We start from the raw sequence: 15,015 nt of genomic DNA, 5'->3' as shown, positions 1-15,015 counted from the left end.
AGAACAATGGCTATTGAAATTAACGTACCAGACATCGGTGCAGATGAAGTGGAAGTCACCGAAATTATGGTGAAAGTAGGCGATACCGTTGAAGCGGAACAATCGCTGATCACCGTTGAAGGTGATAAAGCTTCCATGGAAGTCCCTTCACCGCAGGCGGGTGTAGTTAAAGAAATCAAAATTGCAGTGGGCGATAAAGTCGCGACCGGCAAATTGATTATGATCTTCGAAGCTGCGGGTAGCGAAGCAGCTCCGGCTCAAGCAGAAGAGAAACCAGCGGCTCCTGCTCAGGCAGCGGCTCCTGCGGCATCTGCTGTTAAAAATGTTGAAGTACCAGACATTGGCAGTGATGAAGTTGAGGTCACTGAAGTGTTGGTCAAAGTGGGCGACACTGTGGCCGCTGAACAATCTCTGATCACCGTAGAGGGCGACAAAGCCTCTATGGAAGTACCAGCACCATTTGCTGGCACTGTTAAAGAGATCAAAATCAGCACTGGCGACAAAGTGAGCACCGGTTCTTTGATCATGGTCTTTGAAGTTGCCGGTGCTGCGGCACCTGCTGCGGCCGCTCCTACTCCAACAGCTGCACCGGCTGCATCAGCAGCTAAAAACGTTGAAGTGCCAGATATCGGCGGTGACGAAGTTGAAGTGACCGAAGTGATGGTTAAAGTGGGCGATAAAGTTGCCGCTGAACAATCACTGATTACCGTTGAAGGCGATAAAGCATCAATGGAAGTGCCGGCACCGTTCGCCGGTACAGTGAAAGAGATCAAAATCAGCACCGGCGATAAAGTGAAAACCGGTTCTCTGATCATGGTGTTTGAAGTAGAAGGCGCGGCTCCTGCTGCTACCTCTACCGCGGCACCAGCCCAGCAAGCGGCTCCTGCTGCTGCACCGGCCAAAGCGGCCGCAGCACCAGCAGCAAGCAAAGGCGAATTTGCTGAGAATGATGCCTACGTGCATGCTACGCCGGTTATCCGTCGTCTGGCCCGTGAATTCGGCGTGAATCTGGCGAAAGTGAAAGGTACTGGCCGTAAGGGCCGTATCCTGCGCGAAGACGTTCAGGCTTACGTGAAAGATGCGGTCAAACGCGCTGAAGCGGCACCAACTGCGGCTACTGGCGGCGGTCTGCCAGGCATGTTGCCTTGGCCGAAAGTTGATTTCAGCAAGTTCGGCGAAATCGAAGAAGTGGAATTGGGTCGTATCCAGAAAATCTCTGGTGCTAACCTGAGCCGTAACTGGGTCATGATCCCACATGTGACTCAATTCGATGAAGCGGATATCACTGAAGTTGAAGCATTCCGTAAGCAACAAAACATCGAAGCTGAGAAGAAAAAACAAGATCTGAAAATCACGCCGCTGGTGTTCTTGATGAAGGCAGCTGCGAAGGCGTTGGAAGAATTCCCTCGCTTCAACAGCTCGATTTCTGAAGATGGTCAGAAACTGACACTGAAGAAATACATCAATATCGGTGTTGCGGTTGATACGCCTAACGGTCTGGTTGTTCCGGTATTCCGTGACGTGAACAAAAAAGGTATTGTCGAGTTGTCTCGCGAGCTGTCTGTGATTTCCAAGAAAGCACGTGATGGCAAACTGACGGCATCTGACATGCAAGGCGGCTGTTTCACTATCTCCAGCCTGGGCGGTATCGGCGGTACGGCGTTTACGCCAATCGTTAATGCGCCAGAAGTGGCAATTTTGGGTGTGTCAAAATCATCCATGAAGCCAGTTTGGAATGGTAAAGAGTTTGCGCCGCGTCTGATGCTGCCTCTGTCTCTGTCCTTCGACCATCGAGTGATCGATGGCGCAGCAGGTGCTCGTTTCGCAGCTTATATCGCGACCATTATGGCCGATATTCGCCGTCTGGTAATGTAATCATCAGGGCCGGCCTTGTGCCGGCCTTGTTGTTGTTGCGACTCTCGTCACGTGATGCAGCTTTTCAGTTTGTTAACAATTATGTAAACTGCATCGCGATGCAAGCGTCCCGGTGGATGAAGGGCGTTATAAAACTAACTACCCTAACATACCCAATAGATTTCAAAATGCAGCCAACACACCGGCAATTTGAAAGATGAGGGTATAAATGATGTCAGACCTGCCGGACAAACAATTAAGAGGTCATGATGAGTACTGAAATTAAAACTCAGGTCGTGGTACTTGGGGCAGGCCCAGCAGGGTACTCTGCTGCTTTTCGTTGCGCGGATTTAGGTTTAGAAACCATTCTGGTTGAGCGTTATGCCACTCTGGGTGGTGTTTGCCTGAATGTGGGTTGTATTCCTTCCAAGGCATTGTTGCACGTCGCTAAAGTTATCGAAGAAGCCAAAGCATTGGCTGAACACGGTATCGTTTTTGGCGAGCCTAAGACTGACATTGATAAAGTACGTGTCTGGAAAGAAAAAGTTATCAATCAGTTAACCGGTGGTTTGGCAGGTATGGCTAAAGGCCGTAAAGTCAAAGTGGTTAACGGTTTGGGTAAATTTACTGGCGCGAATACCTTGGTTGTTGAAGGTGAAAATGGCCCAACGACCATCACTTTCGATAATGCGATTATCGCAGCCGGTTCTCGTCCTATCCAACTGCCATTCATTCCGCATGAAGACCCACGTGTTTGGGACTCAACAGACGCACTGGCACTGAAAACTGTCCCAGAACGCCTGTTGGTGATGGGCGGCGGTATCATCGGTCTGGAAATGGGGACGGTTTACCATGCTCTGGGTTCAAAAATCGATGTAGTGGAAATGGCTGACCAGGTTATTCCGGCGGCTGACAAAGACGTAGTGAAAGTCTTTACCAAACGCATTAGCAAGCAATTCAACCTGATGCTGGAAACCAAAGTGACCGCGGTAGAAGCCAAAGAAGACGGCATCTATGTCACGATGGAAGGCAAAAAAGCGCCGGCAGAGCCACAGCGCTATGATGCAGTATTAGTTGCTATCGGCCGCGTACCTAACGGTAAATTGCTGGATGCAGGTCAGGCTGGCGTTGAAGTTGACGAACGTGGCTTTATCCACGTTGATAAACAACTGCGCACCAACGTGCCGCACATCTTTGCCATCGGCGATATCGTCGGTCAGCCAATGCTGGCACACAAAGGTGTTCACGAAGGCCACGTTGCCGCTGAAGTTATCTCCGGCATGAAGCATTACTTCGATCCAAAAGTTATTCCATCTATTGCGTACACTGAACCAGAAGTCGCATGGGTCGGTTTGACCGAGAAAGAAGCAAAAGAAAAAGGCATCAGCTACGAAACCTCCACCTTCCCGTGGGCGGCATCGGGCCGTGCTATCGCTTCTGATTGTGCCGATGGTATGACCAAACTGATTTTCGACAAAGAGACTCACCGCATCATCGGTGGCGCTATTGTCGGTACTAACGGTGGTGAACTGTTAGGTGAAATCGGTCTGGCAATCGAGATGGGTTGTGATGCTGAAGATATCGCATTGACTATCCATGCTCACCCAACGCTGCACGAATCTGTTGGTTTGGCTGCCGAGATTTATGAAGGTAGCATCACTGACTTACCAAACCCAAAAGCGAAAAAGAAATAATTTCTTATTGCTGATGTGGTTGCTGAAACGGCTCCTGATAAAGGGGCCGTTTTTTTTGGCCTGAAATAGGTACTAATTTATGACGCTGCTGGCGTATACAATGTGGACGAGGTGGACGAGGTGTTTTCTGGCGAGATAGCGAACATTTTGACTTCAACACTTTTGCCGTCGGCGGATTTCTCCACTCGCACAATTAAGAAACGACTTTTGGGTAAGAAAACTCTTTCATTTTCAGTATCATCCAGTATTTTAGTGAGATCGGTACTGTTAGTCCGTCCCTGTTGATATTTTATGGTATATGTCACATTGATTTGCTCATCACTCAGACTGTCAGTATTGAACTCGACAATCACCTCTTCGTCGGAGGTGGTACTAAAGAAAGAGTCTATTTCAATTACTGAATTAGCGACTATCTGGGCAAAAAATTCATCCCGGTTTCTAACCTCTCCCCGGTATAATTGACTTACGGTACTCTCTTCCTCAGAGATAATTTCACCATTCTCTCTAAGAGCAATATTAATGTCGGAGTTTTTATTTAAGGCATTGTAGACTTCATCGATCTCTATTTTTAGATCACTGCTGATTTCCCCGGTACGCAGGGCTTTATTTATCTCTAAATAACCACTCTCTTTATAGTTGCGAAGGGCATAGTATTCTCTAAAACTCACTTTTTCACAGGCAGAGGAGGAATTATAGTTTTCTATCTCCTCTCTAATATCTAATTCACTATTTTCAAATGTCTTATCTTCATATGTGTTTTTTATTTCATCTATTGCATCTTCAATATCGCTATTATTTATAGATTCAGTTCTATTGATCACTCTAATATCAGTGCTAGTGTTTAATTCTGATTCTGTTGAGCTTCTACCGGTATTGAAGTCCTCTAGTTTAATTCTTTTTGCTTGGGGTTCTTGGCCTAACGTAGGGGGATCAGTATCCCCCAGTAAATAACCCACTTTACCATTCACTCGTTGTAATTTACCTGAAACCTTCGGCTTAGGTTTTGGGCTTGGAGGGAGTAACGGCGATCGTTCTGAGGTAGTACTGAAACGTAGTGAAGGTTTCGGTGCGCCAATTTGGGGTTTGACGGCAGGTTTTGCTCCAATCCCGACTTTAAATCCTTTAGGTTGCGGGGTTGGCCCCATCGTTAATATACCGGTTCCGACCTCAAGAGCAATTTCTTCACTGGTCCTTGGCGGCAGTTTTCCCTCATTTTCAGGCACCTTTTTACATTCATGACCTACCCGCCATTTACAGTGTTGGTGTTGAAACTCTTTCCAATCCTGGCCCACTCTACGTTTAGGTTCTATTGGCCTGGCATCAATGTCATTAATAATTAAAATGGTTAAAGAAAAAAATGCCATTACAAATCTATTCATATAATATCCTTATTTATACAAAATTGATTTCTATTTAAATTCGCTGTAATGAATTGGAATTTAAATACTGTCAGTTTCATGCCAATAACTCTGATTGAGTCCGAATATAATTACTCTCGACAATGCTGTAACGAAGTTTGTATCGTTATTAGTTGGGTTGGAATGGTGACGATGGTGGAGGTTCATCAGCAAGGGCCAGCATGTTAACCATAAAGGTTGAGTCTTCTGCTGATTCCTCTACATCAATCACCAGGAAACGGCTTTTAGGCAAAAAGATACGCTCGTCTATGGCATCATCAAGTATTTCACCAAGATCAGTACTGTTGGTGCGGCCAATATAATATTTGATGGTATATCTCACATTGATCTGCTCATCGGCTAAATCGTCACTATTGAATTGAGCAATGAGATCTTCATCGGCAGTGGTGCTAAAAAAAGAATCTATTTGAATACTTTCTTCTGGCACGACTGCGGATAGAAATTCAGCACGCTCTCTGACTTCTCCTCGATATACTTCGGCTATGCTGCTCTCTTCTTCAGAGATAATATGACCGTCCTCTCTGAGTGAAATATTAATATCAGAATGGTTATCTAGCGCTGTATAGAATTCTGAGGTTTCAACTTCTAAATCATCATTGGCACTCCCATTTCTCATGGCATTATTGATCTCGACAAATCTTCCTTCCTGATAGTTTCTGATCGCAAAATATTCTCTGAAATTTATTTTTTCATGCGCCGAAGTGGAGTTATAGCGCTGAATCTCATCATCAATATCTAACTCACTGTTATCTAATGTTCGCTTGCTGTATATACTCTCAATTTCTTCTTTTATACTGGCGACTTCATCCTGTTTTATGGTTTTTATGCGGTCGATTTTGTTTTTTTCTATCGCGATATCTCCTTCAACATCATATGCCTCTGTAGAAAAAGAACTATGGTTATCTAATAGGTCCAGTTTGACTCTTTTGGCACTAGGTTCACCCCCCAAAGTCGGTGGATTACTATCCCCTAACAAAATACCTACTTTGCCATTTATCCTTTGTAATCGCCCCGAGACTTTGGGTTTAGGTTTGGGGCTTGGTGGCAACAGTGGTGCTCGTTCAGAACTTGTGCTTACACGTGGCGAAGGTTTTGATACCGCCACTCTCGGTTTAGCGCCGCTGATACCAGATTTGGCGCCGATCCCGACTTTGAACCCTCTGGGTTGTGGGGTTGGCCCCATCGTCAATATGCCGGTGCCGACTTCAAGAGCGATCTCTTCAGCAGATTTTGGCGGTGTTTTTCCTTGATCCTTGGGGACATTCCTACAAGGAACACCCTGTTCCCATTTACAGTGCCGAGACTGATAAGTTGACCAACTCTCTTTATTAGATTGCCATATAGGTTGGGCTTCACGTGAATTAGCCGTATTGAAAAATAATAATGTGAGCAGCATGGTTAGTAACTTTATTATTGAGCTCATATTCACTCCTTGTGTGTTTAAATAATCCATTAGTTATATAAGCGACTGACTATTTGTAGCCGATGTCTAATGTTAATTTAAATCAAGGCAGTAAACGTATTCTATTTTATATAATGGCTGCTGTTATTTATGAATAATAAATACTATTGATACTGTAATTTAAGGATGTTGTTAATTAAAGATGCTGTTAATTAAGGATAGATACCTTCACGGATCTGGCTGGGGGTGAGATTAAATGTCCGGCGCAGTGCCGTCGCAAAATTAGCCGAGCTGGTATAACCCGCAATAGTGGCGGCTTGGTCAATACTAATACCTTCTTTCTGGAGTGCCAGCATGGCGCGTTTTAAACGACAATGGCGCAGGTATTCAAATACCGTGATGTTGTAGCTTTCACGAAAACGCCGCTGCAAGGTACTTTGGCTCATATTGACCCTGCGAGCCAGTTCACTCATAGATAGATGGTCAGCCTCGCCACTTTCCAGCCAATCACGTACCTGTTGAATGCGATTTAACCCGCGCAGTGACATTTTATTCTGTTGCTGGGTTTGCTGTTCCAGTGAGCTGAATGCTTCAATAATCAAGCCGATACATTGTGTCTCGCAATGCAGTCGCTCGAGCGGGGTTGAGAAAGGAGGGGCGCTTGCTATTTTTTGGGCGATGGCTTGGGCATGGATTGATGGCTGCCATAAATGAATAGCCAAATGTTGCTGAGTAAAGTTGTACAGCGTATCCCACGAAGCGGCTTGCGGCAGCAAATCGCCATACAACCATTCACGGTCAAAGGTGAGTGTCAGGGTGCGTTCATGGCTATTATTTTTGCCGTGGCGAGTGAATAAGGTACTTTCAGTCAGCGATACCAGAGAGGCATTGCCTTTTTCTTGCAAATGCAGTTGCTGACCACCAAATGAGATATGCGCGCTGCCGCTGACGACAATCGCCAGTTTCAGCGCCGGATTGAGCTGATTCTGGGTCTTCATATCGTAGAGATTAGTCACATTGGCGGTATGCAAAATAAGATGTGGATTCAGGCGCAATACCTGAAAATCACCGAATAACACCGGATCAGTCGATAAGGATTTAGCGCCACTCATCTGGTAGTCACTGGCAACCAGATTCGATTGCTGCACAATTTGGTCGCGGTAAATGGGTTTGGAGAAGGGGGAAGCATTGCGTACCTTATCGTGACTGCGCAAAGGGTTTCTTTTCCCGGTAGGCAGGTTTTTATTCACCGCTGACATGACGAACTCTCCACTGACATTGACGTTCTAACAAAGAGCTTTGCTGTTTACACAAACCTTTTTTCTGATTGCAAATGTAACAATTAGCAAGATGAATTGATAATGAAAATAATTATCAATCTTGTTCGTTTTTGTTGCCCCATTAATAGATTGGTAGAGATTTTCCTCTACTGACATTTGCTGTGGGCTTTTGCATCGGGGAAAGTGTAATGAAAGTAAAATGGCAGCGGCGCTCTCTGACGACCTTGGCGAGCTTGATTGGTCTCTGTATTTCGACTCCGCTTTGGGCGCAGACACAAGATACCACTCCGGCAGGGTCTGATACAGTCGCGACAGAAAAAACACAAACTGTACAGCAACAAGCATCCTCAGAAGCAGAGGGCAAGGCGGCAACTGGCGATACCTTGGTTGTGACGGCGCAACAGCAAGTTCGTCAGGCACTGGGTGCATCAACAATTACTGCGGAAGATATCCGCAAACGCCCTCCAGCGAATGATCTGTCCGAAATTATCCGTACCATGCCGGGGGTTAACCTTTCCGGTAACTCTGCCAGTGGTCAGCGCGGGAATAACCGTCAGATTGATATTCGCGGCATGGGGCCAGAAAATACACTGATTATGATCGACGGCATTCCGGTTTCGAGCCGCAATGCGGTGCGTTATGGTTGGCGTGGTGAGCGCGATACCCGGGGTGACACCAACTGGGTTCCCGCCAATATGGTAGAAAAAATCGAAGTGTTACGCGGCCCAGCGGCGGCTCGCTATGGTAATGGTGCTGCCGGTGGGGTGGTAAACATCATCACCAAACAGCCAGATAAAGAGCTGCACGGTAGCTGGAATGCTTACATGAACCTGCCGCAGCACAGTGAAGAAGGGGCCACTCGCCGTACCGACTTCAGTCTGATGGGGCCATTAAGTGACACCCTCAGTTTCCGTTTATACGGTGGATACAATAAAACTGATGCTGATGATTGGGATATCAACTCCGGCCATGAGTCGGCCCGAACAGGTAATCAGGTAGGGACATTACCGGCGGGGCGTGAAGGGGTACGTAATAAAGATATCAATGGGTTACTGCGTTGGGATTTCGCAGTAGGCCAATCCCTGGAGTTTGAGGCAGGTTATAGCCGCCAGGGGAATATTTACGCGGGTGATACGCAAAACACCAACAGCAATGCCATTGTGCGCAGTTTATATGGTGCAGAAACCAATGTGATGTACCGCAATAATTTCTCACTGACACACCGTGGTTTTTGGGATAGCGGCGTCAGCACTACCTCCTATGTTCGGTATGAAGAGACACGCAACTCGCGCATTAATGAGGGACTGGCGGGCGGTACCGAAGGTATCTTCTCAAATAGTAATTTCAGCACTATCAAGCTGGACAACTATTTGGCCCACTCCGAGGTTAACCTGCCATTTGATTGGGGTGTTAATCAGGTGCTGACCTTGGGTGCCGAATGGAATGACCAGAAAATGAATGACCCGACCTCCAATACTCAGACGACGTCGGAAGGCGGCAGTGTCAGTGGATTAACGGGCACCGGGCGTGATACTCGCGCGTCAGCGCAGATAGCCTCGGTGTTTGTTGAAAACAATATCGAGCTGACAGATACCACCATGCTTACTCCAGCGCTGCGTTTTGACCATCACAGCACCGCGGGCAGTAACTGGAGCCCGGGCTTGAACCTGTCACAGGAATTGGGCGATTACTTCACCATGAAAATGGGTATCGCACGTTCTTATAAAGCGCCAAACCTCTACCAAACCAACCCTAACTATCTGTTATATAGCCGTGGTCAGGGTTGCTATGGCGGTGGCGGCAGCTGTTATCTGATGGGGAATGACTCTCTGTCGGCTGAAACCAGTGTCAACAAAGAGATTGGGTTTGAATTCCATAATGACGGCATAATTGCGGGTATCACTTACTTCCGTAATGATTATCGCAATAAGATTGAGCCGGGGTTAGTCTCGCTGGGTAATGCCAGTGGCGGGACCGGAGCTTATGCTAACTCCGATATCTTCCAGTGGGAGAATGTGCCGAAAGCATTGGTTGAAGGTCTGGAGGGTAACCTGACGGTTCCATTCACCGATACAGTGCAATGGAGCAGTAACCTGACTTACATGCTGGAATCAAAGAACAAAACTACCGGGGATTACTTATCCATCACGCCTAAGTTCACGTTGAACAGCTCACTCAGTTGGCAGGCGACGGATGATTTGTCCTTCCTGTCGACGGTAACATGGTATGGGCGTCAGGAACCGAAGAAATATGACTATCAGGGGCTGCCAGTTACCGGTACCGCACTCAATGAAGTCAGTCCATATGCGGTCTTTGGCCTGAGTACCAGCTACACAGTGACAAAAAATGTCAGTGTTACCACCGGTATCGAAAACCTGTTTGATAAACGCCAGTTCCGCGCGGGTAATGCTCAGAACGTCGCCAATATCGCCGGTGCTGGGGCTGCAACCTACAATGAGCCGGGTCGGACATTCTTTGTGAGTTTAAATACTCAATTCTAATTCAGGTAAATGGCTATTTTACTGGTCAGCTTGAGATTGGGCAGTGCTCGCCGCCGTCACGTACTAGGTGTACGCTCCGTTGGCTGTGCGCTGTCCGCACTCAATCTGCCTGCGCCAATAACGCCATTTGAGTCGAGCTAAAAGCTGGTCACCATCCAATTGAAGATATAAATCGGGGCGTCATCAGGGCGCCCCTGCATTATCACCCTCGCACACTGATATTATTCCCCCCTACCGATAACTTATTAATAAAGCTGAGCAGAAATTCTTAATAGGCAGAGATCGTTTTTACCCTTTGCATTATAGTGGGTATTGTTAGCTGGAAAGGGCGTAAATCTAACCTTGAAGATCTAGGTAGAGGTAGGTGTCATCACCTCGTAGAGGCGCTAACTGAGATCAGTTATCAATATGTAAGATGATTACACTGCGCTCAACGATTCAGCAAAAATTTAATGTTGCTTTTATGTGAACGAATTAACACTGAGTTTAAATACTGGTATGCTGGCTGAGCGAAACTGGGCATCTTACCTTACACCTACTGCATCAGTGATGATGGCTGGTGGTAACAATAAGCCTGGCAAAATAAATGATAATTAAAGCGAGGAGAGAGTCGTGCTAGAAGAATACCGTAAGCACGTAGCCGAGCGTGCTGCTGAGGGTATCGTCCCCAAGCCATTAGATGCGTCACAAATGGCAGCGCTGGTTGAGTCATTAAAAAATCCGCCCGCGGGCGAAGAAGAATTCTTATTAGACCTGCTGATTAACCGTGTTCCACCCGGTGTTGATGAAGCAGCCTACGTTAAAGCCGGTTTTCTGGCTGCAATCGTTAAGGGCGAAGCCCACTCCCCCCTGATTACCGCAGAGAAAGCTATCGAACTGCTTGGCACCATGCAGGGCGGCTATAACATTCATCCGCTAATTGATGCGTTAGATAATGAAAAGTTGGCCCCGATTGCGGGCAAAGCGTTATCTCATACCTTGCTGATGTTTGATAACTTCTATGATGTAGAAGAAAAAGCCAAAGCAGGTAATCCGCATGCCAAGAAAGTCATGCAATCCTGGGCTGATGCCGAATGGTATCTTTCCCGCCCGGCGTTAGCTGAAAAAATCACGGTAACCGTGTTTAAAGTGACCGGTGAAACCAACACCGATGACCTGTCCCCGGCTCCCGATGCCTGGTCTCGCCCGGATATCCCATTGCATGCTTTGGCAATGCTCAAAAATGAGCGCGAAGGCATTCATCCGGATCAACCCGGCAGTGTTGGCCCAATCAAACAGATTGAAGAACTGAATAAAAAAGGCTTCCCACTGGCTTATGTCGGTGATGTCGTCGGTACCGGTTCTTCCCGTAAATCCGCCACTAACTCGGTGCTGTGGTTTATGGGTGACGACATCCCTTACGTGCCGAACAAGCGCGGCGGTGGTGTGGTGCTGGGCAGCAAAATTGCGCCAATCTTCTTTAACACGATGGAAGATGCCGGTGCTCTGCCAATTGAAGTCGATGTTGCTAATATGAACATGGGCGATGTCATTGATATCTTCCCGTATCTGGGTGAAGTTCGTCGCCACGATACCGGTGAAATCTTGGCAACCTTCGAGCTTAAAACAGATGTCTTGCTGGATGAAGTCCGCGCCGGTGGCCGCATTCCATTGATCGTGGGCCGTGGCTTGACCACCAAAGCGCGCGAATCTTTGGGCCTGCCTACCAGTGAAGTATTCCGTGTAGCGAAGCCGGTAGCGAAAAGCAATAAAGGTTTCTCACTGGCTCAGAAAATGGTGGGCCGCGCCTGTGGTGTTACTGGCGTGCGTCCGGGTGAATACTGTGAACCTAAAATGACCTCGGTCGGTTCACAAGATACCACTGGGCCGATGACCCGTGACGAGCTGAAAGACTTGGCGTGTCTGGGTTTCTCCGCTGACCTGGTGATGCAGTCATTCTGCCATACCGCGGCTTATCCGAAGCCCGTTGATGTAACTACCCATCACACATTGCCAGACTTCATTATGAATCGTGGCGGTGTCTCTCTGCGCCCAGGCGACGGTATCATTCACTCATGGCTGAACCGTATGCTGTTGCCAGATACTGTTGGTACCGGTGGTGACTCTCATACCCGTTTCCCTATCGGGATTTCCTTCCCGGCGGGTTCTGGTCTAGTGGCGTTTGCGGCGGCAACAGGGGTAATGCCTCTGGACATGCCTGAGTCTGTGCTGGTGCGCTTTAAAGGTGAAATGCAACCGGGTATCACTCTGCGTGATCTGGTGCATGCTATCCCTTACTACGCAATTCAGGAAGGCCTGCTGACCGTTGAGAAGCAAGGCAAGAAGAACATTTTCTCTGGCCGGATTCTGGAAATTGAAGGTCTGCCGGAGCTGAAAGTCGAGCAAGCGTTCGAACTGGCGGATGCTTCTGCCGAGCGCTCTGCGGCCGGTTGTACCATTAAATTGGATAAAGCGCCGATTATTGAATATCTACAATCCAACATTGTCCTGTTGAAGTGGATGATTGCGGAAGGTTACGGCGATCGTCGTACTCTAGAGCGCCGTGTGAATGGCATGGAAAGCTGGCTGGCGAATCCAAATCTGCTGGAAGGTGATGCAGATGCGGAATATGCCGCAGTGATCGAAATCGATCTGGCAGAGATAACCCAGCCGATTCTGTGCGCACCGAACGATCCGGATGATGCTCGTCTGTTGTCTGATGTTGCCAACAGCAAAATTGATGAAGTCTTTATTGGCTCATGCATGACCAACATTGGTCACTTCCGTGCTGCCGGTAAATTACTGGATCAACATAAAGGTCAGTTGCCAACCCGTCTGTGGGTTGCGCCACCAACTAAAATGGATGCCGCGCAGCTTACCGAAGAGGGCTATTACAGCGTCTTTGGCAAGAGTGGCGCGCGTATCGAGATCCCAGGCTGTTCACTGTGCATGGGGAACCAGGCACGAGTTGCGGATGGTGCGACGGTTGTTTCTACTTCAACCCGTAACTTCCCGAACCGCTTAGGGACAGGGGCGAATGTTTATCTGGCTTCGGCTGAACTGGCGGCAATTGCATCGCTGCTTGGTCGTCTGCCGACTCCTGATGAATATCAGACTTATATGGCTCAGGTTGATAAGACTGCGGCAGATACTTACCGCTATCTGAATTTTGATCAGTTGAGCCAATATACCGATAAAGCGGATGGCGTGATCTTCCAAACCGCCGTGTAAATCGCTATATTTCGCACCTGCTAAAAAGGAGGCCATTGGCCTCCTTTTTTTATGTCAAAAAAACTGTGTTTAACCACATGTCTGATTGAAATTTTGCAGGTATTTACCGGCTTTGCGAGTTTGCGCCAAGTCAGGCTGCTAATAACGATTACACTTATTGAAAGAGCATCAGGAGGGCGTGCTATGGACTATGAATTCTTGCGTGACTTAACAGGGCAAGTGCTCGTCAGATTCTCCATGGGGCATGAAGTGATTGGCCACTGGCTCAATGAAGAAATTAAAGGTGATTTGGCAAAACTGGACCAAATTGAAGCCGCCGCTAATGAAGTTAAAGGCAGTGAGCGCCAATGGCAGCTAACAGGCCATGAATACACGTTGTGGCTGGACGGTGAAGAAGTGATGGTGCGCGCCAATCAACTGGATATTGAAGGCGATGAGATGGAAGAAGGCATGAATTACTATGATGAAGAGAGTCTTTGTCTGTGTGGTTTGGAGGATTTTCTGTTAGTGCTGAAAGGCTATCGCACTTTTATTACATCCAAATAAGACAATTTATCCCCAAAGAACTTGGTGTTGCAGGAAGGCAGCAAGGGAATTCATCCCGATGAGCTTACTTGAGTAAGTGATTCGGGTGAGTGAGCGTAGCTAACGCCCCTGCGGCTTCAAGTTCGAAGGGGATTGCGGCTGGCAGACCAACATAATAGTGAGCCGACCACCACCATAGCCACTCCCGGCCAGAATGCGGCAGAGGGCAGGGTATTGAGCCATACACTGGCAATCAGTATGGACAGCAAAGGTGTGAAGTAAGAGAGGGCAGCGACCAGTGTGGCGTTGCCTTTTTTCATGGCGATATCCCAACACAGGTAGGCCAGTGCGGTGTTCGCCCCCATCAGCAGCAGCTCAAAAGTTGCGCGCGAGGTGAAATGCAACTTACCGGGTGTCAGCATAAAGAACATCACCCATAAGCACAGGGCGCAGGCGAGTAAAAAGAGCGGCAATGCGCCCGGCCCTCGGCTGTAGATCCGCACTAAATTGGAATAACCGGCCCAGGTAAAGGCGGCAATCAGTGCCAGACTGTAGGCCAGCGGGTTGCTGCTGACATTAGCGCGCAGCACATTCACGTCCAGCCCATCGCCACCACTCACCACCCAGATAACGCCAAACAGCGCCAGAGCTGCTCCCGGCCACAGCCACCAACGTGCCCTCAGTTTGAGCAATGGTACCGCCAATAGCAGAGTCAGACTGGGCCACAGATAGTTAATCAAGCCAATCTCCAGTGTTTGTTGGCGGTCATTTGCCATGCCGATAGCTAAAGCAAAGGCCACCATATACACCACAAACAATAAACCACAGCCATACAGATAAGCGGGATGCTGCCCACGTAGCGTCGGTTTACCGGCGACCAACCAGACCAATATCCCACTGACCGTATAAATTGCCGCTCCCGCACCAAATGGTCCCAGAGTTTCAGATAATCCGCGCGTCAACGCGACACTCATGCTCCAAAGCAGGATTGCAATAATGCCATATAGGGTGGGAAGGCGGTTCATGAGTGGGGCATCTTCCTTGTGCAGCATTAGATTGAAAAATAGGATCTTCTTATACATCGTCTATCTGGATGATGGGAATAGCAACGTACAATTATTGATAAACCAG

The 15,015-nt window shown here is 47.9% G+C and carries 9 protein-coding genes; 5 read left to right on the top strand and 4 right to left on the bottom strand.

Annotation, left to right across the window (positions count from 1 at the left end):
- Nucleotides 1-6 precede the first annotated feature (6 nt).
- Together aceF and lpdA are read left to right on the top strand one after the other, a co-directional pair.
- Complete coding sequence (gene aceF / locus FTA96_RS20195) at nucleotides 7-1,875, top strand: pyruvate dehydrogenase complex dihydrolipoyllysine-residue acetyltransferase (protein WP_050121555.1); 1,869 nt, start codon at nucleotides 7-9, stop codon at nucleotides 1,873-1,875.
- 248 nt (nucleotides 1,876-2,123) lie between these two features.
- Complete coding sequence (lpdA, locus tag FTA96_RS20190) at nucleotides 2,124-3,548, top strand: dihydrolipoyl dehydrogenase (RefSeq protein ID WP_005156808.1); 1,425 nt, start codon at nucleotides 2,124-2,126, stop codon at nucleotides 3,546-3,548.
- A gap of 77 nt (nucleotides 3,549-3,625) precedes the next feature.
- On the opposite strand, the gene FTA96_RS20185 is transcribed toward lpdA, so the two are convergent.
- From FTA96_RS20185 to FTA96_RS20175, 3 genes are all read right to left on the bottom strand, one after another.
- Entirely contained in the window at nucleotides 3,626-4,927 is a 1,302-nt protein-coding gene (locus FTA96_RS20185; RefSeq protein WP_145574746.1) for a hypothetical protein, read from the bottom strand.
- 148 nt (nucleotides 4,928-5,075) lie between these two features.
- Nucleotides 5,076-6,389 (bottom strand): hypothetical protein, encoded by a 1,314-nt coding sequence (locus FTA96_RS20180; protein ID WP_145530099.1) that lies wholly within the window; start codon nucleotides 6,387-6,389, stop codon nucleotides 5,076-5,078.
- Nucleotides 6,390-6,580: 191 nt separating this feature from the next.
- On the bottom strand, nucleotides 6,581-7,627 hold the full coding sequence (locus FTA96_RS20175) for an AraC family transcriptional regulator (RefSeq protein ID WP_145574743.1): 1,047 nt from the start codon (nucleotides 7,625-7,627) through the stop codon (nucleotides 6,581-6,583).
- 209 nt (nucleotides 7,628-7,836) lie between these two features.
- Here FTA96_RS20175 and FTA96_RS20170 point away from each other — a divergent pair, with 209 nt between their 5' ends.
- From FTA96_RS20170 to yacL, 3 genes are all read left to right on the top strand, one after another.
- Nucleotides 7,837-10,149 carry a TonB-dependent siderophore receptor gene (locus tag FTA96_RS20170; protein WP_145574740.1) on the top strand — a complete coding sequence of 771 codons (2,313 nt, stop codon included), beginning with the start codon at nucleotides 7,837-7,839 and terminating at the stop codon, nucleotides 10,147-10,149.
- Nucleotides 10,150-10,761: 612 nt separating this feature from the next.
- Nucleotides 10,762-13,359 carry a bifunctional aconitate hydratase 2/2-methylisocitrate dehydratase gene (gene acnB / locus FTA96_RS20165; RefSeq protein ID WP_050106526.1) on the top strand — a complete coding sequence of 866 codons (2,598 nt, stop codon included), beginning with the start codon at nucleotides 10,762-10,764 and terminating at the stop codon, nucleotides 13,357-13,359.
- A gap of 183 nt (nucleotides 13,360-13,542) precedes the next feature.
- A complete protein-coding gene (gene yacL, locus FTA96_RS20160; RefSeq protein WP_145574737.1) occupies nucleotides 13,543-13,905 on the top strand; it encodes a protein YacL in 363 nt (120 codons plus the stop codon).
- A gap of 116 nt (nucleotides 13,906-14,021) precedes the next feature.
- Here the strand turns inward: yacL and yddG are convergent, their stop codons facing one another.
- Nucleotides 14,022-14,909, bottom strand: a complete 888-nt coding sequence (yddG, locus tag FTA96_RS20155; protein WP_145574734.1) for an aromatic amino acid DMT transporter YddG — start codon at nucleotides 14,907-14,909, stop codon at nucleotides 14,022-14,024.
- Nucleotides 14,910-15,015 lie beyond the last annotated feature (106 nt).

Origin of the sequence: Yersinia alsatica, assembly GCF_902170305.1 — a bacterium.
Taxonomy (GTDB): domain Bacteria; phylum Pseudomonadota; class Gammaproteobacteria; order Enterobacterales; family Enterobacteriaceae; genus Yersinia; species Yersinia alsatica.
This window is presented reverse-complemented; position numbering and strand designations above follow the sequence as displayed.